20 protein-coding genes and 1 other RNA gene are annotated in these 26,259 nt (G+C 43.9%); 2 read left to right on the top strand and 19 right to left on the bottom strand.

The genetic code is table 11. The features are described 5' to 3' along the window. Nucleotides 1–192: 192 nt before the first annotated feature. The 3 genes from HMPREF2983_RS10095 to HMPREF2983_RS10085 form a co-directional block, all read right to left on the bottom strand. Nucleotides 193–678 (bottom strand): DUF1896 domain-containing protein, encoded by a 486-nt coding sequence (locus tag HMPREF2983_RS10095; RefSeq protein WP_070668038.1) that lies wholly within the window; start codon nucleotides 676–678, stop codon nucleotides 193–195. A 76-nt stretch (nucleotides 679–754) separates the two neighbouring features. Further along, the gene (locus HMPREF2983_RS10090) at nucleotides 755–1,999 is read right to left on the bottom strand and encodes a site-specific integrase (protein ID WP_070668036.1); all 1,245 of its coding nucleotides are present in this window, start codon (nucleotides 1,997–1,999) and stop codon (nucleotides 755–757) included. Between the two features lie 4 nt (nucleotides 2,000–2,003). After that, a complete protein-coding gene (locus HMPREF2983_RS10085; RefSeq protein ID WP_070668034.1) occupies nucleotides 2,004–3,224 on the bottom strand; it encodes a site-specific integrase in 1,221 nt (406 codons plus the stop codon). Nucleotides 3,225–3,556: 332 nt separating this feature from the next. Here HMPREF2983_RS10085 and HMPREF2983_RS10080 point away from each other — a divergent pair, with 332 nt between their 5' ends. Both HMPREF2983_RS10080 and ssrA read left to right on the top strand, forming a co-directional pair. Next, entirely contained in the window at nucleotides 3,557–4,990 is a 1,434-nt protein-coding gene (locus HMPREF2983_RS10080) for a helicase C-terminal domain-containing protein (RefSeq protein ID WP_246829398.1), read from the top strand. 85 nt (nucleotides 4,991–5,075) lie between these two features. Then, nucleotides 5,076–5,474: a transfer-messenger RNA gene (ssrA, locus tag HMPREF2983_RS10075) on the top strand. A gap of 221 nt (nucleotides 5,475–5,695) precedes the next feature. Here the strand turns inward: ssrA and HMPREF2983_RS10070 are convergent. The 16 genes from HMPREF2983_RS10070 to HMPREF2983_RS09995 all read right to left on the bottom strand — a co-directional run bounded on the left by HMPREF2983_RS10070 (nucleotide 5,696) and on the right by HMPREF2983_RS09995 (nucleotide 25,881). After that, nucleotides 5,696–6,607 carry a nucleotidyl transferase AbiEii/AbiGii toxin family protein gene (locus HMPREF2983_RS10070; RefSeq protein ID WP_004360032.1) on the bottom strand — a complete coding sequence of 304 codons (912 nt, stop codon included), beginning with the start codon at nucleotides 6,605–6,607 and terminating at the stop codon, nucleotides 5,696–5,698. Beyond that, nucleotides 6,600–7,364 (bottom strand): type IV toxin-antitoxin system AbiEi family antitoxin domain-containing protein, encoded by a 765-nt coding sequence (locus tag HMPREF2983_RS10065; protein ID WP_004360031.1) that lies wholly within the window; start codon nucleotides 7,362–7,364, stop codon nucleotides 6,600–6,602. The genes HMPREF2983_RS10070 and HMPREF2983_RS10065 overlap by 8 nt, the downstream gene beginning before the upstream one ends. A gap of 198 nt (nucleotides 7,365–7,562) precedes the next feature. Further along, nucleotides 7,563–7,871: a helix-turn-helix domain-containing protein gene (locus HMPREF2983_RS10060; RefSeq protein WP_004360030.1), complete on the bottom strand. Its 309-nt coding sequence runs from the start codon at nucleotides 7,869–7,871 to the stop codon at nucleotides 7,563–7,565. Then, nucleotides 7,859–9,925 (bottom strand): bifunctional DNA primase/helicase, encoded by a 2,067-nt coding sequence (locus HMPREF2983_RS10055; RefSeq protein ID WP_029216626.1) that lies wholly within the window; start codon nucleotides 9,923–9,925, stop codon nucleotides 7,859–7,861. Before HMPREF2983_RS10055 ends, HMPREF2983_RS10060 begins: the two co-directional genes overlap by 13 nt. Further along, complete coding sequence (locus tag HMPREF2983_RS10050; RefSeq protein ID WP_018910663.1) at nucleotides 9,922–10,314, bottom strand: hypothetical protein; 393 nt, start codon at nucleotides 10,312–10,314, stop codon at nucleotides 9,922–9,924. Before HMPREF2983_RS10050 ends, HMPREF2983_RS10055 begins: the two co-directional genes overlap by 4 nt. Continuing rightward, nucleotides 10,301–10,780: a hypothetical protein gene (locus HMPREF2983_RS10045; protein ID WP_018910662.1), complete on the bottom strand. Its 480-nt coding sequence runs from the start codon at nucleotides 10,778–10,780 to the stop codon at nucleotides 10,301–10,303. Before HMPREF2983_RS10045 ends, HMPREF2983_RS10050 begins: the two co-directional genes overlap by 14 nt. A 572-nt stretch (nucleotides 10,781–11,352) precedes the next feature. After that, the gene (locus tag HMPREF2983_RS10040) at nucleotides 11,353–12,183 is read right to left on the bottom strand and encodes a leucine-rich repeat domain-containing protein (protein ID WP_246829396.1); all 831 of its coding nucleotides are present in this window, start codon (nucleotides 12,181–12,183) and stop codon (nucleotides 11,353–11,355) included. Nucleotides 12,184–12,386: 203 nt separating this feature from the next. After that, entirely contained in the window at nucleotides 12,387–13,298 is a 912-nt protein-coding gene (locus HMPREF2983_RS10035; protein ID WP_036890900.1) for a hypothetical protein, read from the bottom strand. A 2-nt stretch (nucleotides 13,299–13,300) separates the two neighbouring features. Continuing rightward, nucleotides 13,301–14,428: a fibronectin type III domain-containing protein gene (locus tag HMPREF2983_RS10030; RefSeq protein ID WP_083316799.1), complete on the bottom strand. Its 1,128-nt coding sequence runs from the start codon at nucleotides 14,426–14,428 to the stop codon at nucleotides 13,301–13,303. Between the two features lie 64 nt (nucleotides 14,429–14,492). Then, complete coding sequence (locus HMPREF2983_RS10025) at nucleotides 14,493–15,686, bottom strand: DUF4856 domain-containing protein (protein WP_070668026.1); 1,194 nt, start codon at nucleotides 15,684–15,686, stop codon at nucleotides 14,493–14,495. 11 nt (nucleotides 15,687–15,697) lie between these two features. Beyond that, complete coding sequence (locus tag HMPREF2983_RS10020) at nucleotides 15,698–16,318, bottom strand: hypothetical protein (RefSeq protein ID WP_246829395.1); 621 nt, start codon at nucleotides 16,316–16,318, stop codon at nucleotides 15,698–15,700. Between the two features lie 49 nt (nucleotides 16,319–16,367). Continuing rightward, nucleotides 16,368–17,369, bottom strand: a complete 1,002-nt coding sequence (locus tag HMPREF2983_RS10015) for a DUF4302 domain-containing protein (protein WP_018919379.1) — start codon at nucleotides 17,367–17,369, stop codon at nucleotides 16,368–16,370. 37 nt (nucleotides 17,370–17,406) lie between these two features. Then, entirely contained in the window at nucleotides 17,407–18,366 is a 960-nt protein-coding gene (locus tag HMPREF2983_RS10010; RefSeq protein WP_070668020.1) for a putative zinc-binding metallopeptidase, read from the bottom strand. Nucleotides 18,367–18,658: 292 nt separating this feature from the next. Next, nucleotides 18,659–20,188: a RagB/SusD family nutrient uptake outer membrane protein gene (locus tag HMPREF2983_RS10005; RefSeq protein ID WP_018919377.1), complete on the bottom strand. Its 1,530-nt coding sequence runs from the start codon at nucleotides 20,186–20,188 to the stop codon at nucleotides 18,659–18,661. An 11-nt stretch (nucleotides 20,189–20,199) separates the two neighbouring features. Continuing rightward, nucleotides 20,200–23,577, bottom strand: a complete 3,378-nt coding sequence (locus tag HMPREF2983_RS10000) for a SusC/RagA family TonB-linked outer membrane protein (RefSeq protein ID WP_070668018.1) — start codon at nucleotides 23,575–23,577, stop codon at nucleotides 20,200–20,202. Between the two features lie 48 nt (nucleotides 23,578–23,625). Further along, nucleotides 23,626–25,881 (bottom strand): TonB-dependent receptor family protein, encoded by a 2,256-nt coding sequence (locus HMPREF2983_RS09995; protein ID WP_070668016.1) that lies wholly within the window; start codon nucleotides 25,879–25,881, stop codon nucleotides 23,626–23,628. Between the last annotated feature and the right edge of the window lie 378 nt (nucleotides 25,882–26,259).

Raw genomic sequence — 26,259 nt, 5'->3', positions numbered from 1 at the left:
CCCTGCAAGGTTGGGAGAGATGAATACGACCGCACGAATATAGAAAATGGCAATACCGCCTTGAAACAGAAAAATCCTGCGGTGGAGATTCTTCTCTCCATCCGCAGGACTCGACCTTGTCAGGGCAGATAGGCTGCCGTTGTACCTTTGCACGATAAGAAACGGCATCAGGGACTTTGCGTGCGCCTTTGCTTACAACGCCTTCGGGCTTGCTTCCTCCGTCAGTCTGACCGTTGTCAGATGATTGCTCTCGATGAGCAGCACTATCGTGCCTGTGAGTTCGGTGTAAAGACGGTCGTATTGTCCGCTTGCGGCAAATGTGTCCGTCAAACAGAACTTGTCGAATGTAGCTTGAATAGCCTTATTCGACAGCAAAATAGGTGCGAGTCTTTCGGGAAGTGGTGCAGGCAGTTCCCTCTCAAACTCGTTTTCCAACACAGATACAAGCGTATCGTACTTGGAAAAGTGCAAACCTTGATACAACACCTCACTTGCTATGTTCTCTGCCTCGAGGTGCGAAAAACCTTGTGCCACTGCATCGCAGTAAGCAGTGAGAGCCATGTCTGCTCGTGCAGTGATAAACTCCATGTCGTGCAATTTTTCGGGGTGGTGCTCACTCATATGACTTCTTAATTTCAACCGAAAGTAAGAAAGTTCCTGTTTGTTGTTCTCTTTCATAATCGTTTGGTTTTCAATCGTGAATAATAAATGTTTGGTAATTACTTCCTTTTTATGCTTGTTGCAATGGAACGTTCTACCGTGCTATTGACTCACAATAACCCTCAAATACAGAATGCTCCCTGTCTGTGAGTGCAGTCATATCCTCCTGTATCTTGTGGTCGGTTATCTTTCCGTAGATTTGTGTCGTACCGATATTGCTGTGTCCGAGCATCTTGCTGAGCGTTTCCATCGAAATACCATTGGAAAGACATATCGTGGTCGAGAATGTGTGGCGAGCCATGTGAAAGGTCAAGCCTTTCTCTATCCGGCATATCTGCCCGATGTTCACACACGCAAAGGATGCTTTCCTTATTGTGAGATTGGGGAATATCAAGTCGTCTGCTTTCTTGTCTTTGATATAGAGCGAAAGGATTTGCCCCGCAATGGGCAGAAGTGGGATAATCGCTTCCACATTAGTTTTCTGCCTTTTGATTCGGATTTCCGCCGTGCCGTCAGCATTATGGATGATATGCTTCGGTTTGAGCCGTTGCATATCTACACGAGCCAAACCGGTGAAGGCACAGAAAAGGAATAGTTGTCTTGCTCGCTCAAACTGTCTGTCAATGATGGGCGTTTGCAATACTCGTTGTAGTTCCTCCGTAGTGAGATAACGCCTTGTGCGGTGTGGTAGTTCTGCTTTGTAGTCTGCAAACGGATCGATGCGGATATACTTCTTCTGCTGACCTATGCCGATGAGTTTTCTAAGGAAGATGACCGCTACCTGAATAGTGGCAAGAGAAAGGTTGCGCTCTGATTTAAGGTAGAAGTCCATCCCTTCGATAAAACCATAGTCAAGCGATGAGTAGCGAATATCCTCCAGCCCTAAGCGTTCACGCAGATAGGACTCGATAAGCTGTGTGGCATAGATGTAGTTGGCAAAGGTAGGTTTGGCTACCGTTATTCCCACACAAGGACGCTTTTCCTCAATAAATAGTCGGGCTTCCTCTAAAAGAAAACCTTTGGGATTGTCCTCTTCCATGAGTTCACGCTTCAACAACTCGGCAGTGATATAGCCACGTTGCCAAACTAATTCTTGATATTTGCCTTTGGCTTGTTCCTCTTTGGTTTGCAAATAGCGGTTAATTTCCTTTATCTCTTCGCCTGTTCCTTTGCACCGTCCCTTACGACTGTCCCAAAGTTCGGGAGCGATTTCCTTGCCCGTGCTGTATTGCACCTGCTCACCGTCTATGGTGATGCGTCCCATAATCGGACATTTGCCGTTCTTCTTCTCTTTGGAGCGGTTGATATAAAAGAGTGTCTTGAATGTACTTCGTGCCATAATGTCAAAGTTTTAAGGTGAATGTATCTTGTATGCGTTGTTGCACTTTCTGCATGTCCCGATGGATTCTCTCGGAGGAAACCGCCGCATATACCTGTGTTGTTCTCAGGTTGGTGTGTCCGAGCATACGGCTCACCGTTTCAATAGGAACGCCTGCCGAGAGCGTGATAAGCGATGCAAAGGTGTGCCGAGCCATGTGGAAGGTCAGTGAGCTTTCCATGCCGATATTTCTCTGTATGTAGTGCATACCATTGAGGATAATGTCGGTAGTCGGCACGTCAAAGACAAACCCTGCACGCTTTCCTCTGTACCGCTCCATTATCGCCCAAGCAGGAGGAAGCACCTGTACACGATACGGGGTCTTGGTCTTCATGCGTCTGCCCTTGATGCAGAGTTTGCCTTCTTCAGTGACGATATTCTCCTCCCGAAGATTGCGGACATCTGAGATTGCCAGACCTGTGAAGCAGGAAAAGACAAAGAGATCACGGACAATGCGGTAGTTCTCCCACTCAATCTCCAAGTTGATGATGTGCTCAAGTTCTTCCTGCGTAATGCTTCTCGGTTCGCCTTTTGGTCGCTCGTAACTGTAGCCCAAGAACGGATAGAAGTCCAGCACACCTTTCTTTACCGCTATGCGGACAATGGTCTGCAAAGTAGACAAGGTACTCGATATGCTGCTGCGTTTCAGTCGGCGTTCGATGGTGAGATAATACTCGAAGCCCTCGATAAATGCTTTGTCCAGCTGTGAAAGAGGAATGTCGCTTACCTTGTGCTTCTTTTGTACATACTCACGGAGCAGGGAGAGTTGGTAGGTACGGAGTTTGAACGTCTTCAAGGCTCGGTCGATACCGATACGTTCCTTTGTCTGTGTGAGGTACTCGCTGAAACTCTCCAAGAGCAAGGCTTGACAGTGGATTTGCCCCTGATAGGCATCCCTCACGTCTGTGGCGGTAAAGGATTCTTCTCTTTCACTGAGTTCGTGAAAGCGTGTGTGGATGAGTGCGGTGCATTCACCGAGTTTCTGATTGACGGACACAGCCATGCTGCTCTTGCCGATAAGCCTTTGCTTACGACTGTCCCAAAGAGCAAGCGGAGTTTTACACTTGGTGGAGAAGCCTGAATGGGTTCTGCCTACTGAGATGCGCCCGATGACAGGCACAAGTCCTTTCTTGTCGGTTCGTTTCGCCTGAATGAAGAACGATACTTTCAGTTTGTTTTCCTTCATTTTTCTGTCGTTTTTTCTAAATTTCCTTTGCTTGCAAAGGTACAGATGAACAAGTATTCCTGAGCGATGCAGAAAAATGAAAGATGATGAATAAAAACCTATGAAACAGTTGTTTACATTCAATTCGTAACCCCTTTTTGCTTTTTCCCTGATGGGTTACGATTTGGTAACGGAACTCCTGCCGTTTGATGCTTCCTTTCGCCTAACTCGATAATGGCATAAAAATGCTAAATGATGATATTTCAAATAGTTACATTCCTTGCGTTTCCCCCTATTTCCCTTAATTCTTAATGACTGATTATGCCCGCAAGATGAGCCTTGATTTACGCATGATTGATGAAAATGCGTACTCAGATCATATTGACAACAAGGCAAGTCATTGTGCGAAACTCTTGAATGACTATTATCAGAAGTACGATGCACAGAAAGGAACGCAGTTTGTTTTCTCTGATTTGGGGACTTACAAGCCTGGTGGAGACTTCAACATCTATTCGGAAATCAAAAGAAAGTTGGTGGAAGACTACCATATCCCAGCATACGAGATACGCTTCATTCAGGAATGCAAGAATGAGAAGGCAAAGAAAGCAATGGTGGATGCCATGAATCGGGGCGACATCCGTATTATCTTCGGTTCTACTTCTATGCTTGGAACGGGTGTCAACGCCCAGCAGCGTGCGGTGGCGGTGCATCAACTTGACACGCCCTGGCGACCATCAGATTTGGAGCAGCGCAATGGTCGGGCAATCCGTAAAGGCAATATGGTTGCCAAAGAATTTGCGGACAATAAGGTCGATGTGATTATCTATGCCGTGGAGCGGTCGTTGGACAGTTATAAGTTCAACCTACTACATAACAAGCAATTGTTTATCAATCAGCTGAAGACCAATACGCTCGGTAGTCGTACCATTGATGAAGGCTCAATGGACGAGGATAGCGGTATGAACTTTTCAGAGTATGTTGCCGTGCTATCCGGTAATACAGACTTGTTAGAGAAAGCCAAACTCGACAAGAAGATTGCCACGCTGGAATCCGAGCGTAAGAACTTTCTCCGTGAGCGTGATGCCGCAACAGGAAAGTTGGCGGAGATTGACAGCTCCGTGTCTTTCCATTCGGACAAGATTAAGGAAGCCAAGGCGGACTTGGCATGCTTTGAGAAGCGTGTGGAGCGTGATAAGGACGGCAATCCAATCAATAAACTCACCATCAAAGGCGTGGAGGACAGTACGGACCTCAAAGTCATTGCTGCACGCCTGCAGGAGATTAACGACAAGGCACGCACCAAAGGCGAGTACAACAAAATCGGAGAGATTTATGGCTTTTTCATCATGGTGAAGACAGAGAGTACCTCAAAAGATCTGTTTGACTGCTCCGTGAATCGTTTCTTTGTCAAGGGGCAGGAGAGTATCTATTATACCTATAATAATGGTAAGTTGGCTACGGATCCGAAACTTGCGTGTGAGAACTTCTTGGGTGCGCTGGGGCGAATCCCCAAGGTGATAGAATCGCATGAAAAGGAGAAAGAGAAGGTTGCTGCCAATAAGGAAATCTACACTGCTATTGCTAATGGGACGTGGAAGAAAGAGGACGAACTTCGCTCGCTCAAAGGGCAGTCGGCAGAGCTGGACAGAAAAATCACTTTGACGATTACTGCGGACAAAGAAGGAGATGAAGAACTCTCCCCAAAATCAGACTTGCAAAATCCTCCTGATACAGTTTCAGAACACAGTGCAAAAGAGACAATAGTACGTCATAAAGTAAGATTTTGAATCTAAAAGAATAAATTTGCAACAAAATTATCGAATCTCATTCAGCAAATTCAGAAATAATATGTAACTTTGCAGAACATACCGAGGGCTTGTATGGATTTGACGGCAAGATGAGATGGTATGTAAGCATGCGGAGGCTCGACGGCTACCTCCTAAATCTGAGTGGTCAAAAAATTAATTGGCGAAAACAATTACGCTCTCGCTGCCTAATCGAAGCATAGTAGATTACTGGCTTTATTGCGTCACCAGGTGATGCGACGAGACACTGCTCCAAGGATGTTGTTCCGAATCTAAGGGTCAAGCGGTGCAGGTAAATCGGAAATAGTTTGTGTATGCCTCGATGCATAGATGAAATTTAGAGGATAAGGTGTTGGTTGGTGGTTCAGGTCTTGCCAACACTCGAAAACAGAAGGCTGAAATAAGCATGTAGAAAGCATATGGTTTCCTTGTGTGGACCGGAGTTCGACTCTCCGCAAGTCCACTAAAAGAGAGGACTATTAATTGTTTTTAAGCAGCTGATAGTCTTCTTTCTTATTATGCTCTATTCAGAGATCCATAAGATTTTGAAGTTTTAATACACCGAAAAGGGACTGTATCGACAAAGTACACAGCCCCATTTCCCCTTTTTAGAGTGCTAATAAAGCGACAAAAGTCCTTATCGGCACTATTTACGTTGCAAAGGTAGTGTTTATATTCGGATTATACCTACATCATTTTTTCAAAAAAAGTTTTGAGTTTATCAATTCCTTCTTGAAACTTCTTTTGATTTTGCTTTTTTAGTTTCTCGATATTGAGCAGTTTCCACTGTACGGATGGGTATTTGCTCAAATCACCAGCACAACATAGTTCCCATTGCGGGGAGCCTTCTTCAAAAGAAATGATGAAGTCTTTGTCCTCATCGGTAAGGCAGGCATTTACCTTTCTGATAATGTCGTTACGCGAGGACTCATAATCCTTGTAAGTGAAAGGAATATCGGTCATTCCTTTGAACTGATGTTCAAGAGCCTCCTCCTGATTAATGTCATTAGGACAAAGTGATTCTATGATGGGTTTGTCGCTTCCCAGTAAGCACAGAAACAAACCGTCTTTTACTTCATCCAATGTTTCGTCTTTCATGTACTTGCAATCAAACAAATCACGTGGGTGTTGGCGACTGAGAGCAGCCGCTATCTTACCTCCATATAGTTGTGGATAAGGTACGATGCGTGCCTTACAGTTAGCTTGAAACTCATCTTTCGCCTTTGGGCAGAGGTTCATTACTTCCGCTTCTCCAAGTATGCCACGTTTGGTGCCATTCACTTCGATTTTCACCGTAGTGCCATTGTATGTGCATTGCAGTTTCCATACATCAGTTTTATGTACCACATGTATTCCCGGTACGGCTCGTTCGATGCTCGTTTTCAAGTCTTGAAGATTCAGATTGATATGTTCCAAGCTCGTTGAACGTGCCTCCAAGGGAATATAGGTAAGATCTATATCCACAGAATACCGTGGCATGTTCTGATGAAACAAGTTGATAGCCGTACCACCATGTACGGCAAAATCTTTGATTCTATAAACCAAGGGCATGATGCGTACCAATAGTGCCACTTGACTTTTATACTGATGATTATTCATAGTCGTTCAATTCTTTGGGGATTGTCATTTTATACTTACTGAGATATACCCCCGACTTTACCAACTGCAATTTTGTAGTTCCCAAATCTATCCTAGATAAGTCTAATTCTTCAAACCAATAATGGTTTGCTTTTTCTGCCATATATAAGAATAGGCGCTTCATCTTATAGTTCTTGGTTGTTTCCAATAACGATTGGACAACCTCTGAACGCAATGTTGTTAGCTGTTCCATTATATAGTACAAGTCCATGTAGTTGTATTGCCGCGGCGATAGTAACAAGCATTCCATAAAAGCCTGTTCTGGAGTAGACGCGAGTAAATTCCAATCTAAATAAGACAAAGTCGTTATTTGTGCTTGCATAAATGCGTCTGTTTTGAAAAAATGAAAATCACGGTCGAATACGTTAAGCTTCATCCATTGAGGCATTCTCTCATTGGTAGCAGTTATCACTAGCAATGGCTTACCCATTGGCACATAATGATTGAAGCCCCATAACTCTAATGCAGAATGAGCAGCTATACGGAACTTCTTTCCTAACTGTTCATTAAACGACTGCAATGCACCATAGGCAGATAGGTTATCCCCAGTACGGTACATTACACCTCTACATAGAGGTGTTAACCATCCCGATATGCGGTATCTTTTTAATAGCTGACTGGAATATCCTCGTCCTGTTAGCCATTGAGCAAACAACAATCCGTTTTTTTGTCCTAATTGGAGCATTTGGTTGATTTTGTTACCTGTAGATACACTCATAGTTTACTTGCTTGTATTTATTTCAACCGCAAAGATAAGCAAATCATTTCAAATAATAGCTTATTGGTTGAAAATAATTCCCACAAATAAACTAATAGTTGATTTACTGTCCTAAAATTTAACTATCTTCTTCATATTCATGTCTATTTTAAGATGTGCCATAAGTTAGAATTCGGCAATAAACAAATTGCTTGTTGATCACCAACATTCTCGTTTATGAAGCATATCGTCTATCTCGTCACGAAGAAACAGCAGTCTACCATTCGCTTTGAGATATGGGATCTTTCCTGCCCATACCCAATTGTAAATGGTTTTCTGCTCTACTTTGAGAATCTTCGACACGTCGATTATGTCAAGATACTCTGGTTTAAGAGGCGGATGAATAGTTGTGTCAACAGATTGCTCTTTCATCACAAGCAGTTGGTCGAGTTTGCTCTCGATAGTTCTCAAGCTGTCAAACAATCGCTTGCACCAATCGTTCTCTGTTGTCTGTTCTAAGTATGGCATAGCTCACCCTTTTGATAGTTACCACTTGCGTCCTGCGACAATATACACTGCTCTTTCATATAGGCAATGTACTTCTTTGCCGTTCGGTCTTTGATTTCCATTTCACGCATCAATACGTCACATAGTTCTTGATATGAGAGTCTTAGCTTGGTATGGAAAGCTGATTTTACAACAGCCAAAAGTTCATCCGTCTTACGCTTTTCTTTATCCTCTTTCGACTTCTCTCCACGATAGACGTGCATATCCGCATCTTTGTCCCAGCCGAAAAGCATCATCGGCACATCGAGTGGACTGCCGTCACGCACCTTCAGAGCTTTTACAACCGAATATTCAGGGTTATCGTCTTTCTCTATGGAGAGAATACCTGCCGCCTTGCGCTGTAATTCGGAACCAATATGTCCACGCAACTTAATACCGTTAGGGACAAAATGGAGCACACAGATGATGCAAGTATTATAGATTCCTGCCAAACGATAGAGTTCATCCACAATGGCTATACTCTCCGTTTCGTCATTGGCAGATCGTATCAAGTCTGCAATGCCGTCAATTACCACAAGATGTATTCCTCCGTGCTTATGGTGAAACAAGTCCATACTCTCACGAATAATTTTCAATCTATCTTTACGAGAAAGTGAAGCCAAATAAAGAGAATGGTAGAACTCTGGTACAGACGTGACTCCTGCCCGACGAAGTGTCTTCCCCAAATTCTTATGCAACTGTGCTTCTGATTGCTCTGTATCGTAATGGAGTACAGCTAATCTTTTGGGGTTGGCGGTTACCTCCAATCCCAAAGTTTGTTCTGGTTGTAAGCGTTCTGCACCAAGAGTACCGGCAAGAATGGCAGCAATGTAGTTGCTTTTGCCTGTTCCTTCTCCGCCAGTGATGCAGAACAGATTATCCTGTGTACCGAGGGGTACGCCGTTTACTGCTACCACCGACTTCGAGGCATCGGGAGGATTGTCATAGTCTATTTCACAAGATTGCAATATCATCATCGTCTGTGCATACATTTGGGTAAACATATCAGAAAGCAGTGCCTTTAAACCTTCCGAACCATTGCCTAAGGCAAAGTAATCGGAAATATCCTTTTCTGTTTTTGTGCCTTGTAAGGGCAATGTTAAGTGAAGCACCTTAAACTTGGATAGAGCTTCGACTTGTCGTTTAGTTTCTCTTAGTCCTGTTTCATCCGTATCATACAATATGATTAGATGTCGAAAACGGAGCAATAGTCCCTCAATGATATTCTCTGGTATCTGTGCTGTCTCGCTGTTGAAACAGATGGCATTGAATCCATGAGCCGAGAGTGAAAGCACATCCTTCTCTCCCCCCGTAATGAATATCATATCGCTTTTGCAGGGCAACTGCTCAAAACCAAACACATAGTCATCCACCTCCTTGCCTCCATAGAGGAAGCGCAATTTACTATTGGGACGATAAACTTTCACAAACCTGCCAAGGCAATAAGCAAACATAGGCTCTTCTCGCGTAGAAACAAGTGAGAATGGCTTGCCCTGACTTGAAACGGATTCATAGCGTGCTAATGATTTAACATGGAAGCGTAGCAAAGTCCTGGTATCAATGCCGTATCGTCGCCAATAATTTCGTTCCTCTTCTCCAAAGGGCTGTTCGATATATGTAAACCACTTCTCGCTTGTCATGGAAGTATTAAGGTCGGGTGGAGGTAATATAGGCTGCTTTGAAGGTTTTATTAAGACAGGTCGCTTATTACCGTATTCTTTTCTTTCTTCAAGACGAATATTGAGTTGTAAATCTCTGATGATTGTTTCAAGAACATTCATAAAATCTTTTCTCACGTCCAAACCGAGCATAGTTGCAGCAAACCAGAAACAATCACCTGAGTAGGCGTCATTGCCAAAGTCCTTCATGCGGTAGCAGCCAGACTTATTATCGAGGTAGATATTGCATGATGCACGCCTATCGTCATACAATGGATTACGGAAGTTGCGCTTGGGTACAAAGTTGATGGGCATGTAGAAGCAGAACACCTCCAGTCCTTTGTTCGTCCGGCTTAGTATTTCTTCTTTGATGTTCATAGTTCTTCAAATAAGGTTTGAGAATCCCCCATGTAGCCTTTAAGGACACCATCCTTGTAGGCGTTCAGACGCTGCAAAGCCTCCAAGCGGCGAAAGCCCTTGAATGTAGCCCTACCTGTCTTTACAGAAAGGTAGAGTCCTTTGAATGGATAGACCACATGATTACTTGATACATAGCGGTAAGGAATAGAGTTCGCTTCCCGCCATCTGGCAAGGGATGCCTTAGATATACCAAGCAGATGCAAGACATCTGCCGTACTTAACTCTATTTTCTCTTCTAATACAGAGTAGTCACGCTTTAGCTCTCTGATAAAGCAGGCTATCTGCCTGAACTCTTCGCGAAGAGTTTGAAGCTCATTCATTAGGGAGCGTGTTTCATGGTTTTCCATCATCATTAAGTAAGTTTTGGCAAAGTTCTACAATAGCTGACAGAAAGGGTTTCATCAGGTTCTCCTTGTCGTGTCTTGTTAGATGCCCTTTGAACTCTTCCATGAAGTTCACTATCTTCATTCCATCACTTGGCATAACCTTCATTAAAACCTTGATCAGTTCATCCAGTTCAATTGTTTCATAAAGATTCTTCACATGGGCTTTGGGTTTGGTCATCGACTCTATGGTTCCCAAAGGCAGATGTATGATTAGAACTTCTTTTCCTAAACCTGCTGCACATTTCCGATATGTGCTGATTCTGATGTCCTTTTCCATTTTGCAAGCCTTTAGGAAATTTGAATACTCGATGCTACTTGTATGAGCAGCATCTTTTGCATTGACGCATGAAAGAGCTAAAGTTTCAAGCGTAGGACAACCGATGTACAGGTGTCCCTTTTGTTCTGAGTTGCTGTTTTTGTTTGCCATAATACATTGGACTATAATGATTATGGCTGCAAAGTTCCTAATGAAATGAGCTTCTAACGGAATATCAAAATACCATTGTCTGGTAATATAATACCATTTTATATATTGATTATCAGCAGTATATCACAAGTGGCAAGGCTCTTCAGTGCACGGTGCAAGCCTATATATAGATAGGTCTTGCACCGTGCACTGAAAAATTGTAGCCACAAGCTTTCTAAAACATTTTTAGTCAAATATTTGGAAGATGTATCATCTTTTTGTAACTTTGAACCCGAAAACAAGAAGTCTATGCAACTTCTGTGCGTTCTCTCAAAAATATCTGAAATGGCTACAGATTGGCTACAGTAAAAATTGAGGTTCGGCTAAATTTCTGAATATCAAGGACTGATATAGGTAAGTTCATTTACCACCAGCTCCACTCGATGTACTCTGAACAAGAGTTTACAAGGGATTGATTAAAACAGAAAATCGCCGTAACTTCAATGAGTTGCGGCGATTGTTCGTTCATATAGGATAATATTTTGAATAATAGACAGCGCTTTGATGCTGAGGAAAAACTAATTCCAAGCGCATTATCGCTCTATGCGCTTCACCACCTTACCATTAGAAAGTTTGATGATATTCATACCTTTCACAGGATGGTTTATGCGCTGTCCTTTGGCATTATAGCGCTCCACTTCGACTGCGTCTTTGGAAGTTGCAAGGGAATTAATACCTGCCGTATTTGGATCTTCACCGATAAACTGTACTGTTGGTTTTAATTTCAACTTCTCTTTATAGTCATTCAATGATGCCTTGGGTACATATACCTTCTCGAGTTTTGAGCAATCTTCAAAGACATCTTGCCCGAAAGTAGGTACTGACGAAGAGGTGAAACGGAGCGTTTTTAAGTTGCTACATTCGGAGAAAGCCTTATATTTAATACTTGTGAGAGAAGCAGGGAATGTGACTTCTGACAGGTTTGTTTTAGCAAAGGCTTTATCATTAATTTCAGAAAGGCTCTCGGGAAGTGTGCATTCTTTCAATGATTGACAGTTGTAGAATGCATTTTGTTCTATCTTTTTAACTGTTTTGGGAAGTTTCAATGTAGTGAGTGATTTGCAGTTATAGAACATATAATTGCCTACCACATCGTTTTCTACAATATTATAATATCTAAAGGACAATCCTCTTTTCACCTTATAATAGTTGCCACCACCCGTAACAAACTTTGCATTAGATAAGTCAAGTGAAGTGAGTTTTCCATCAGTTTCGTTGCCATCCATATCTCTCCCAATCATTTCTCTTAGGAAGCGTACGTCGTCACTATTGATAGGTCCTGATACTGTTAATGAGGTGATAGTGAACTTCTCTGCTGGTTTTATTTTCTTAGAGAGTTCTCCTGCTTTATCCAATGTTACCATTGTCTGTGCAAAGGAAGCTGTACAAAACAAAGTTAATGCTATGATCAGCATGCTTTTCTTGAATGTAATAAACTGCATAGTTCTTTTTCTTTAAATGATAGATTAATGAAATGTTGCTTTATTTGAAGTTTGACCAATCAGACGATTGAACCGATAGGATAAGTCTGATCGGTCAAAGAGCGTTTTTAATATTCAGCTTCTTTTTATTTCTTCTCGTATGGAATGACAAACTTAAAGCCATTGCCACGTAGCACTACATCTTTTTCTCTTACTTCTTCTACATACAGTTTGCATTTCCCTTCTTTAATTTTGGTGTTGGCAAATGCGTTAGGATAAAGCATAGAGAGCGAGACTTCTATTTGTGTTCCAACTGTGGGATTAACTACAGCCGGGGTAATTTTGAGTACTCTTTGAGAAGTGTAGGGGCGCGTACCATTACAGAGCCACACTCCGATACCGGGACGTCGCACGGCCATTACGGTATTCATCTGTTCATAAAGGCTATGAGAGGTTGTTCCATAAATGCCTACACGGTCTGCCGTTCCGTCGCATCGCACGACAACCTTAAGCGTTTTCTCTTGCTTGTCTTGTGAGATGATGCGTATCTTTGCCTCACCTTCATAGTAGGCTTGAACCTCTAAGATGTTTGTTTTGGCATTCCATTTCGCATCTATAACCTTGTCGGGGTCTTCAATTTTCAGGTCTACAATATCTCCACCGCCATTCAAACTGATGAACTTACTCTCATCACGGGGATAAAGTCTGATTTCTGATTGGCTGATACTGAGCTCCGGAACGACCACATTGATATTGACAACTCTCTTGAAGTCGCCCGAGATGATGGTGGCATAGGTATTTCCCTCCAATATACCATTAATGCGCAGGGTGTCTTTACTTATGGAAACACCGGCGATTTTTGAGTCAGCGACGTTGGCAATATACTTGCCGTTACCCCCTCGCAGAATAATCGTGCGGGTTGTAAGTTTGTTCAGTTTTACTTCTTTGAGGTCATCGGCGCCCACTTGGATATCTCTGTTTTCAGATGCATCTTCGCTGCAAGCCACAAAGATCGAACTGCAACATAACAGCAATAAATAAAAAAGTATTCTTTTCATCGTTAGTCAACATTCAGTTTATATTCTATTTCCCACTTACGTTCCGGCGTTTCCTCTATTTCTATTTGCAGGATATGCTTTCCTTTGTTTGGGAAAGTGATGCTGCTTCCTTCAGGCGTAACGCTTGCTCCATCAATCTTGTAGCTGATGCGGGCATTAGGATCGGCCAAATCGTTATAATAGAGTCGCAGTGTTTGAGAGCAGGTTCCCTCCTCGCGTATCGTATATAGATAAGGTATTCTACCCGCATCATCTACAGTCTCTGTCATTTGAAAAGTATGCTCATTGAGAGGTTGAGAAGGCTTTGAGGTCTCTTCTCCCTTGACTGTTGTCACTGTGAAGCGATAGGGAGTATCAGGAGAAAGCTTTTCAATGATGTAAGAGGTAGCCTTTGTTGTGGCAATCATCTTGTCGTTACAACGTATCTCATAGCTCACGCCGGGTTCAGAAACAGCATTCCAGGAAAGTTCCACTTCCCGTTGTTGCACCTGTGCTCTGAGGCCTGTTGGCGGAGTGAGTGTCGGCTCTTTGGTCGCTTCCTTAGTCTGCATGAAGGAGATATCGTCGAAAAGGATATATCCACCGTCATTTGCAGAGGGGTCATATTCCAGTTCAAATCCTATTCCTGCTTTGTCAACTCCTGCAGGAGCAGTAAGCGTAATGACTTTCTGCTGCCAATTATTTGTGAAACTTTTAACTTTCTCATTTGTGAGTCGGTCTTTTCTTATGATTTTATTTCCCTTGTACCAATCTACGATAGCAATAACATTCGGCTTCTTTGCCTTGCCTTTGTACCAATAAGACAGCCGGTATTCACCCTCACTATTAATCTTGATACAATTCAGATTAAAGTCTTTGTCACGCGAATAAAAAGAATGACCATTAGGATATAACTTCACAGCGAACTGCCCACCGTGGACATCTTCTTTGATTCTTGAGTAACCCAACTGGTCGCTGATATACCAGAAGAGTGGCTTCTGATAAGGGTTGAAAGTGTCTTCTTCCTCTTCCTCATCATCGCCTTCCTCATCATCGTCTTCATCTCCGGAGGAGGGTGGGGTGGCTGGCGGGGCATATTGTTCAAACCCTCCATTGAGTAACAACTCTGTATGTAATTGTGCTTTGCCCATGAAAGGAAGCAACAACAGAGATATAATAAAATAGATTCGATGTGTCATATTTGTATGCTTTTAATTAATACGAACGTTTAATATCGTTGAGTGTCAGCCCATATACTTTCCCTATCTGTGCTGCCACATGCTTGAGCGACCCCGTTGTTGCTTCATCACCTAAGAGACGTTTCTTGTCCCAAAGGCCATTGCCGGCAGTCAACTCATTGATATATGACTTCACCTGGTTATAGGAAAGATGTGGCTTTCCAGACTCCTGCAGGGTGAACTGCAAGGCATAAAGTGCACCGCAACCTTGTGAAAGAAAGACAAGAGCGTTATTGATGTCCTCGTCAAGATTGCTTAAAGTGATATCACTCACTAACAGGTTCATAGCTCTGACTGCTGCTACCTTTGAAAGTTCAGTCCTTATCAGTTGCAACTGCTGTTGCACTTCATCGTAGCGATACTCTGTCAGTGCCAACCGTCCCCGTGCAAAGGCATTATAAATCTTGATGCGGCTTTCGCGTAAAACGGGGAGTCCGCCTGCCTGTACAAAGGGCAGCCAATATTGATAGTAGCCGTAAGCAAGATCCCAATGATGTTCTAATTCTGTGTAGTTGCGACCCGGCAGCAATGACGTGTTCTCATGTTCACGGCGCAAACGAGTGTCATTGTACAGGCTGTCGTTGAGGTGTACGTTTAGAATTTTATCTAAATAGATGCCTCCCCACACAATACCATTGAACAGTTCGGCCACGACTAAGCCTTTTTCATCTGCAAAGGCAATATTGACATCGCCAATATGAATGCCTACATAGCCGCCTTCACCTATCTTTGCCTTGTGGTTTCGATAGGTTCCCGGGCTGGGTTGACCAAGTCCGCTGAGCTTCCCTGTTACCTTGAAGATTTCTTCCACATCATTAAGAATGCGCTTTCGGTCGGCCTTATGGAGCGGTGAGGCAGCGAGTTCCTCCTGCGGTTTCAATCCGAATTCACCATGATCAAAATAATCTTTAACCCTGGTCATTGCACTTTCATACATGATGTTGGCGGTTCTGAGATAGCTGCTGTAAATATAGTCGAGCGGATCACGCAGCAGACTGCATTCAAGATAGTCAACACTGCTGCTGCCAGTGCGTTTGAACTGATAGGAAGGATCGGGAATCTGGGGCTCCCTGTAAGCCGATTCCACCGTTTCTCCTTCCCACTGACTGCATGAAGACAGTGCTGACAGAAGCAGGAACAGGAGGCTATAAATAGATGTTTTCTTTTTCATTTTTTTGCATGTTAAGGAAGGATGACATAAGCACTGAATGGTGCTTTGATCTTATCAATACCCTCTTGGTTCTGATATTCGTGTACGGTTAAGGGGTTCACTACAGTGAACCCATCTTCTGACACAGCAGAGATAGTGGCATGTACAGAAGAGTTCTGCGGGCCGACACCATTCACCCAGAGATACATTGGAAATCCTGATTTGGCAGAGAAAGTAACCGTATGCTCCTTGTTTTTCGTGAGTAAGAAATCTGTTCCCTCTGCACGCTTGTCGGTTGCTATTGTATGCAGTTTCTTATCCCTACCGACATAACGGATAAAATAGCGCGATTCTACTTTGTCCTCTCCTTTATCCTTGTCTGTGAAGCCACGTTCATTAAAAGAACAAGTGAGCGTCACCTTATAGGTTCTCACGTTTTCAGTAATCTCAACTCCCGGGTAAACAAAGTCAGACACAGAGGCATAAGGATCACCTAACTGCACAACTTGGTCTTCATACGATACCTTAGGTTTCTCAATTCCACCAAAGGGAAAGAGCTTTTCATAATCTTCCTCGGCATAATCTTCACTGCTGGGCGAGCACCCCATAGCAAGCATTGCCAGGAAAAGAACGGCATATTTACTTCGTATCATAATCATTGCTTTTTACATTCTTAATGGTTTGTTATATCTTCTCTTGGCATCATTCTATGGGAGCATCGTAGATTTCTGCCCGAATACCCGTGAACTCTCCTTCCGGATGCAGATGCTTGCTGACCAATCGACTGCGGCGGAGAAGCGGGTCATAAACCGAAACAAGCTCTGCCTCAAAGCGGTTGCCGACACGTTCAAAATCGTAGAATATCGTCTTGCTGTCATAGCGCAAGCCCGATCTGAACGTGATGCCATACTCTGTACCTGTGTATCCGGAGCCTAAGCCTGTTATTTCTTTAGCTGGATAGTCGGGGATTGGGTTTTTCTTCTTGGTAAAAAGAAAGAGATAATATTTCTTCTCTGCGATTTCCTTCAGTAAGGCCTGGTTAGTCTCAACGTTGCGTTTGATATAGAGATCACTGCGGAAATAGGTGCGTCCACCACGGTGAATGAGCAGTTGTGGGTTTACCATCCGTTCGAAGAAAGCGCGGTTTTCATATGCTTTGCGTGCAATGACAAGTGTGTCATCCTTGCTTTTCAGCTTTGTGAATACAATGTATTCGCGGGCAGGCTGCAAGTAGGAAGCTGTGCGAAACACCAATTCGCCATCTTCATTCTTACCCATATAAAGAAAATCAGACGAACCCGCAAAGCGGTCGTTTACCAATTGATGCAGGTAAGTATAAGTGATGAAGCTCAACTGTGTATAGCTGTTACGACCGACGAGATACTCGCTTTTCTTCGCCGCTGCCACTGTTCCGGCATTGAAGTCGGCACGCATTTCCACAGTGTTATCTGCATTGAATTTCATCGTAAAGCAGTCACCGCCATATCCGTAGCGTCCTCTGAAGCCATTATGGGGTATCAGTTCAGACGGATTGGAGAACAACAGAGAATCTGTTTTGGGAAAATAGATTACCCTCCAGCCATGTGGTGCATTCACGAGTTCTTCTTTCAAGGCAGCTATGCTCTCACTGCTGCGCTGAGATGGAGACTTGTCGAAGGCATCATCATTGGATGAGCAGGCTGCCAGGAACAACAGAGGCAGCATGAAACTGTATCGGATTATATTTCTATATTTCATTTTTTTAATGTTGTTTTACGTAGGAGTATAGTCTGCGAACACTGATTACCTGCATCTGCTTGAGGTTGATGTGCCAAGCCTTCTGTACATATTCATTGACAAAGGCTTGCTTTTCCATGAATTCCTTGTACGCTTGTTCTGCTTCCTTGGCATAGCGTTGAGCAACCTCGGGGTCAATGTCTGTGTCGGGAGTCTTTGCCGTAACAGCGGCATCTGCCAGTTCCTTGGGCTTGGAAGTCAGCGTGGCACTGATGATTTCTGCAAAGTCGTCTTCAGCCGAAAGGAAAGAGAGCATCGTGTAAAAGCCACGTTTGTTTGCGTAGCTGTCAAGGCCGAACTTCTCTTTTCCCGTGCGGGCATAACTCAAGGGTGCTGCTATCGGCTCCGTAGATCCTGTGTATCGGTTAGCACTGATGCTGGAGAATTTATCACGATCGTAGGGGATAAGCTGCATGAGTCGCTTGGCCAATTGATGATGCACGCTGCGCATGAGCACGTAAAGTTTGTCAGCATCCTTCGGATTAAAGTCGTTGACATGATAAAGGCACATTTCAGCTGCGGTCAGTTGGTGATTATAAAGTCGTTCCACTCCATTCTCATCAGGGTTTCCACCACCATAGAGGTAGAGCTTTATTGGCACTCTTCCCCGCAGAAAACCCTCGCCGGCAACTTCCTTGAGCTGATAAGTTTCAAGTCCAAGTTCCTTTACTGCTTCAAGTACGGCACGTACCTTCTCTATCTTTGGAGGATAGATGAAAGTGCCCGTTCCACCCGCGTTCTTCTCCCAGCGATAGATAACCTCAATGCCATAGGGCTTGGTTATGTTGTCGAGTATCCACTTGTCGAGTTCTGTGTTCTCTATTTGTTTCTTACCATCATCAACCACACTCCTGTCGCTCAGCTTTTCATTGCTGCATCCCATGAGGGTAAATGCTGTGAGGAGAACTAAAAATATCTTTTTCATATTCGTTTGATTACTTTTCTTTATCAGTTATGATGTTGCATATATACTTGTCAGTCTTACTGTCGGCTGGTTTCTTATGAAAAACAACTAAAGCCTGATTGCAGTGTAACTTAAGTCTGATTGCAGTGTAACTTAAGTCTGATTGCAGTGTAACTCAAGTCTGATTGCAGCCTCATTCAAGTCAAGTTACGACGTAATTTGACTTGAGTTATTTTCCATTTAGGGGAGCACGGCCTGTTATACATATATTATATGCTGATTTACTGATAGTTACGTGTTGTTTTCGTTCACTTTATCTGAGAGGTTCATTGCGTTCTCTTGGATTGGGAGCTAAGCCTCGCTGAATGGCTTCTGCCGGTATCTGGAGTACCTTGCGGGGGTCGTCTTTCTCCAAAGGGAAGTAATAGGAACTCTTCGAGGAGCGTTTCACAGCCAAATGGAAGCGGCGAATGTCGAACCAACGCAGGCCTTCCTGATAGAACTCTTTGCGGCGGAAGTCGAGGAAAAGCTTCACCATTGCCAGCTGTTTCAGTGTCAGGCCGTAGAACGGTGTGTAGATGTTGTAATTGTTACTGTTTGTAGATGTGTACACAGAACGTTCTACAGAGGGGAAGAAACCAAACTTACCTTGCATGTATTGCAGGTAGTCATCAATGGCATGATTATAATCCCTGAGCATGGCATACGCCTCCATACGGTTCAGCAGCACCTCATCAACGCTGAAAAGCACATTGGTTACGTAGAGTCCGCGAGGCTTAGAACCTGTACTTTCGACATTCGACAGCTCGTCAAACTTAGCTAAATAGCGCCCTGTTGTTACGGGAGCAAGCGATGATGTGAAGATATAGGTGCCGATAAAGTTCATCTTTTCATAGTCACGTGCACCTTCTATGCCTGTCTTGGCAAAGACTTTGTCGACTGTTTCGAATGTAGAACCGTACTTTTCAGTTGGTGTTGTGCGTGCCAGACGCGACTCTGTAGTTGTCATCAGCAGATTGGCTGGCTCGTCAGTGGAATTGTATCGGCGGAAAAGGTTCTTGTGGTTGAATTCCAATTCGTTGGCATATTGTCGCCAAGGACGGAGCATCCGCTTCGGATCACCTCCCAAAACATAGTCTGAATAGGCTATCACTGCTTTCCAATCGCCTTTCATCAGATAGAAACGAGAGGCAAAAGCATAGGCCGCCTTCTTGTTGAAGTGGAACTTAGGGTGCTTGTAATAGGCGTCTGAAACTAAGGAAATACCAAGCTTCAAGTCTTTTTCTATCTTATCATATACCTCGTTTACCGTTCCTCGGTCATAGTCGACCAGCGCATGTTTCTCTGGTTTAGTGATGTAAGGTATGCCCAAGTCGGTTGATTTTCCACCGTAAGGCTCAGACCAGATGTTGACCAACATGAAGTGCAGATAGGCTCTTAGCAGGAAAGCCTCGCCATATAATGCCTTTACTCGGTCGCTCTTAGGATAACGGGTCAGTAATTCGAGGGCCTTGTTTGCCTGTGCAATGCCTTTATAGCAGGCATTCCAGTAGTTCAGTGGCGTGTCAAGGTCTTCCTGATCATAGTCTTCCCAAAAGAACATTGCTTCGTTCAGCCGTGAGTGGATGCCGTTCACACGCTCTGCAACGTTGTCGGTGCGCGGTTCAAGGAAAGGGATATAGCTTGCTTCGGGATATGCCCCGGTGAGGAGTTCGGCTATTTTGTCCTCGGTATCAATATCTACATCCAGTCCCGAGTCAGGACTTTTGTCAAGATAGTCATTGCAGCTGCTGAAAAGAAAAGCAGCTACAGTGAACAGTAATAAATATATTTTTGTTTTCATATTTTATCTTGTTAGAAGCCAATGTTCAAAGTTACTGTGTACTGTTTCGGTGTAGGTAGTGACACACCTCCCGATTTATAATATTCAGGGTCTTGACCTTTGAGTTTCTTGTCTGAATAGATCAAGAAAGGATTGGTCAAGTTTAAGTTCAGATTCATAGAGTGGAGGTGCACCTTCTTCAAGAAGTTTTCAGGAACATTGTATGCCAAGGAGATGTTCTTCATGCGCACAAAGCCTCCGTCAGCCACTCGCATCTGAGAGTAGTTATAGGTATTGTAGGCGCGTTCGATATTCTCTTTGCCTACAGCTGCAATGAGTTCCTGCGAAGGAAGTACGGGAACATCGGTCTTATACTCGTCGCCTGGATTGAGCCAGCGGTTGTAGTAAGACTTGGAAAATACATTCAAATCACCGAATTCCGGGTCGAAAGTAGGGTTGAGTCGTATCTTGTTGCCAGCCTGAACGGTGAGGAAGAAAGACAGTTCCCAATTCTTGTATTTCAGCGTATTGGACAGACCACCGATGACACGAGGTTCAATCGGACCATGATAAATGAGATAGGACTTGGCATATTGTGTGTCGAGGAAGTCGGCACCGGCAATGTTTGACAGCTCACCTTGGTTGCTGGGGTATCGTCCGAAATTGAAGGTTGGAAGTCCTTGGTTATTGAGTCCCTGGAAATTAAAAGAGAAGAGCGAACCTCTGGGATAGCCCACGATGTTTCCACGACCTCGTCCTGCCACCATGTCAAAGGCATTGGGCGTGTTCAACAGACGGGTAATCTTCTGATTCATTGCACTTACAGTAAGGCTGGAACTCCATGTGAAAGTTTCGGTAATGATGTTCTTCGTGTGAACACCCAACTCAATTCCTCGTGTGCGCATATCGCCGAAGTTGGCATACTTATAGTATTGACCGCCTACACCAGAGGTGCGGACAAGGTCTATAAGGTCGAAAGTGTTACGCTGATACACATCTAAGGTTGTGCTGATGCGGTTGTTGAAGAGCCCTAACTCCATACCGATGTTCAGCTCATACATCTTTTCCCATGTGAGATCACGGTTTTCAAGATGCAGGATGTTTAGCTTGTTCTCTCTGTCTTTGAAAGAATGACGGTTTACGATACCACTTTTATAGATGGCATTGGCATTGATAGCTTCCTCGTTCATTTTGGCTGTTAAGCCATAGCTGGCACGTAGAGCAAGACGGGATATAGTTTTGTTGTTTTTGAGGAAGTCTTCTTGATCGATGTTCCATTTTCCGCCGATGTTCCATGTGGGTAGCCATAAAGCGCGTGCACCCTTGCCCGAGGTGTTGGAACCTTCGCAGTTGAAAACCATGTTGAAGACATATTTGCCTGCATAGCCGTAAGTACCATTAAAAGAGAATGTTACCCCGCGATCATTGCGTTTCTGCAGATTGAAATAGTCGCTGCCTTCGTTGATGAGTTTGTTGAATATCAGGGGATTGGTGTAAATCTGATTGCCGCGGTCGTATTGTATTCCATAGCCTTGGAATGGATTGACTGTGCGGATTGCTGAACGAACTTCAGAGAAAGCGAAAGCTTTGAAGTCGTGCTCGTTGATGCGCTTGTCGAAATCAAAAGCGATACGGGCAAGAAAACTCTTCAGAGAAGCCTCGGTCTTGTTGAAGATACCGCCATTGGGAAGCCCAACCTTAGGTTGTAACTGTGGATTATCTTTATCGTGAACCAAGTAGATGTTCTGTTGGGCTACAAAAGGATTCTCATTGGCTCTGAAAGCTTTTATGAGGTTTGAACCCTCATGTATTTCGTGTTTTGTACTGGTGTATGCCTGTCGAGTTGATAACAAAGCTTTGATAGCAAGGCTGTTATTGAGTCTGTAGGTAGCTTCTCCCTGTATCTTGAAATCAAGTACATCAATGTTCATCTTGTTATTGGCATACTCGTTGAAGATATTGAATGGCGCCCAGTTGTTGCGGTAATAAGATAGACTTCCATCCTCATTATAAGGACTGAGGGTACGACTTGTACCGAGTGCATAGGAGAAAGGATTAATGTCGAAGTCGCGTTCGAAGACACCTATCGTGCTGTTCTTACGTTGCGGCATAGTGCCTGGTGCTTTCTGCGAACGGATATTACCTTGTGCGGTGAGTGTTGTTGTCAGTTTATCATTAATGTAGAATGTGTTCTTGATGTTGGCTGTGAGACGACTTACGTTGTCGGCAACAGTCCAACCTGCATCGTGATAGAAACCGATTGACGCATAAGTTGCAGTATTCTTGCCACCTCCCGAGAGCGTTATTACATGGTTGGTAATTGGCTTCAGTGTAAAGAGGTGATTGAACCAGTCGGTATTGGCATATTCACGCTGGCGCAGAAAGTTCATTCTTGCCTCTGGTGTATTGGGCAGATAGTAGTCACCAGTTGCTGGATTGATAGTGCTCACTCCCTTGTATAATTGGTAATAGATACCACTGCGACGGCCATAAAGAGAATTGGTAATTCCAAAATAGCCTTTGTCATCCATTTCTTGTAAAAGTGACATGGTTTCCTGAGAGTTGAGTAAGTCGAAGCTGCTGTAGCGGGGTCTCAACCTTATGGTATTCTCTGTGGAGTAAGTTACACGCAGCGGAGTATCTTTTTTACCTGCTTTAGTGGTAATGACAATCACGCCATTCAGTGCTCGAGCACCATAAACGGAGGTCGCAGAGGCATCTTTCAGAACCTGTATGTCCTGTATGTCTGCAGGATTGAGCCCTGAAACGGCGGAACTGATAAGCGTAACAGCATCTCCGGATGCCAATTGGTCAAGGCTGAGGTGTACGAGATCTTCGTATACAGCGCCATCAATGACCCATAAAGGTTGCACATTGCCGATGATAGAAGCACCGCCTCGGATATTGATGCGGGGAGCAGAACCGAATGTTCCGGATATGTTTTGTATTGACAATCCTGGCACACGCCCCTCAAGCATGCGTGAGACATCAGCAATACCTTCAAGTTTGATGTCGTCCATCTTGACTGATGAAGCGGCTCCGGTGTACACACGGTTGCGGATGTTCTGATAACCTGTTACCACAACTTCTTCGATCTGGCGGCTGTCGCTTTTCAGAACGATGTCTAAAGGACGATTACCTGTGACTTTCACGCTTTTGGTTGTCATACCGATGTAGCTCGCTTGTATGGTCTGGCCTATAGCAGCCTTAATGATGAAATGGCCATCTACATCAGTAACAGCTTTCATTTTCGTCTCTAATACCTGCACATATGCGCCTATGAGTGTCTCGCCCTGTTCGTTCTTAATCGTTCCGGAGATTGTTCCAGCTGTTTGTGCTGATGCCGTAAGAACGTTGACGAGTAACAAGACGATGGTCAGTATCTTATTTATTCTTGTATGTTTGTACATTACTTTTTATAATGAAGTTTCTATTTATTTAATCGATTATCTTCCCCTTTACAGTTGTACTTGCAAGCCACCGTAAATGCCGAATGGATGACCGGCACGCAGTCCTGAAGGGTGGCGCGACACAAGATATTTCTTGTTGGTCAGATTGATTGCATTTAGGGTAAGGGTTATTTTCTTGTTGATATGTCCTTTCAGTGAGGCATCCAAGATAAGATGAGCGGGTATTTTCTCACGTTCTGCAATTCGTCCATGTCCGGGAGTTGTGCGCATATCGCCATTGTAGCGTGCACCGAAGTTAGCTTCTATCCACTTATGTTCGAAACTGATCTGGGCGTTGAAGGCATGTTTATATATATAAGGTATCTCATCGCCATAGGTTACCGAACCCCAAGCAGAGCTGACAAAGTCATTTTTCATCTTTGTGTTGGTATAGGTGTAAGATAGTTGAATGGGGATTTGGAAGGTAAAGTGATCGGGTAGAGGTCGATAAGAACACAGTAATTCTAAACCGTTTACTATAGCCTTGCCTACGTTGAACTGCTCAAGTGTACCTTGTCCACCTTGTGCGGCAAGGTCGCTTCCTAACATGTTAGAGTAGTTATTGACGAAAGCTATTGCCTCACAGCGTACTTTCTGAGTCGTCAGGCGCAATCCGGATTCGACATTTACACTGCTTTCTGCTTTCTGATTGAGTGTCGCACTGGGAGGGGCAAAGCCTTTATGGATGCCGCCAAAGAGGGAAAGAACAGGCAGTAGTTTTACATTGAAACCTAAACCTGGGAGCACTGCGCGTGCATGGTTAGGTGTTTCAATGCGTACCATACCGGTCCGGCGAGGGTCTGCCTTGGTATAGTTACGATTCAATAGGTCTACATCCTCATAGCGCATACCCGCGGTGAGCGTGAAGATACCCTTCGACCATTTTCCCATCCAATAGCCTGAGAAAGCATGAGCTGTGGTAATACGGTTTGCTTGACTGCCTGGCTGACCTGCCAAGAACAGACTCATCCTACCATTCTGTATAGAATAAGCATCGTCTTGTTGGTATCGATCTTCACTGTCGGCATGGTAGCGCATGCCCAGTTCCGCAGTCAGATAGCCTCCCCAGAGCATTGTACGGTATTCCCCTTTCGATTGTATACCGCGCGAATGATAAATGCGCTTGTTGGCACGCAACATCAGTGCTTCGCCGATATAGTCTTTCTTCCCGGTTACAATGTCGAAATAGTCTTGGTTGGTTTCAGGGTCAGTAAGCACGGCATCAATAGACCGACGCTCAGCCTTGGTTATACCGGCCCTTACTTCATTAAGTTTGTACCAGTTACGGAAGAAGTAGTTGTAATATAGATTGGTGGTAATCTTCAGGTTGTTGCCCGACTTTATCAGATAGGTCGCTACCCATTGCGTATGTCTGGTTTTGAGATTATCTTTCTGTGCCCCGGCATAGCGGAAGTAAGGGCGCCGGGCAAAATCCTTTTCAGAAAGTCCTAAATAAGTTTCATCAGATGTCTCATTGGCAAAGCCAAACTTTAATTCAAACACATGATTTACACCTTCGTCTTTATTTGTCTGTGCAGAGAACTTAGCTATCAAGTCATTACGTTTGAAGCCTGTGCGTTCGTTTGGCTCATCCTTGCGGAAACCATCTGACTGGTAGCGCAGATATTCCACCAAGAAGCCTGTATGCTTGAAACGGTTACCGACGCTTATGTATGATTTAAGGGTGTTGTAGCTGCCGTAAGAACTGTTCAGACGGGCACTGAACTTTGAAGGAATTGGTGTTGATACCATGTTGATAGCACCACCCGTGGTGAATGGCCCATACTGAACCTGGCTGCTTCCCTTCAGCACCTCGATGGCATACATGCGCCCGGCATTGGGAAAATAGTAGGCTGCAGGTGCTGCATAAGGAGCAGGAGCTGCCAACACACCGTCTTCCATTAATGAAATTCGTTCGCTTCGTTCTGCTTTTGTACCACGCAGACTGATATTTGGGCGCAGTCCATAGCCGTCTTCTTCATACACATTCACTCCCGGGACACTCTTCAGCATACGGTTGATGTCGGTATAACCAAACTTTGATATCTCTTCAGGAGAGATGTAATAAGCCGACCCTGTGCGGTTGCGGGCTTCGAATTTACTGCCTAACATTTGGTTAGAACGTACCACAACCTCTGTCAACTTATGAACAGAATCTGTCAGTGCACTCTTGGAATTTTTCAGAGAATCTTGTTGCGCCTGGGCATACCCGTCGACTGTTGTCAGTGCAAAGAGCAGAGGCAGCATTTTGTTGATGTAATGCATAGCAAAATGATTAGACTTAGGGATGCCTTCCTTTGTTTGGTTGAGGTCTATAGTTTCAACAGTAGTGCGTTTAGTTTTATTTACTACTAAGCATATAAGTCTTTTTATATTTATAATTATTTTAAATCCGGTGCAAAATTACTAAAGGTTACAAGGTACTACAATACCTATTTCTTAGTATTCTGATAGGAAAAAAGATTGTTTTACCCTAATTCGGGATAGGTAATTGGAACTCTTCAAAGCAAAGGTTTATCTCCAATCAGTGTTATCTCTGTCTGTAACTTCAGTCACTTTACCACGCAATATGACTGAGATGACCGTGCATTTTGACTCAAATCACCACGTAAAATGACTCAAATTACACTGTAATATGACTTA

This window comes from Prevotella sp. HMSC077E09, assembly GCF_001814685.1.
Classification (GTDB): domain Bacteria; phylum Bacteroidota; class Bacteroidia; order Bacteroidales; family Bacteroidaceae; genus Prevotella; species Prevotella oris.
The sequence above is the reverse complement of the archived record's forward strand: the minus strand, read 5'-3'. Positions and strand labels throughout refer to the sequence as shown.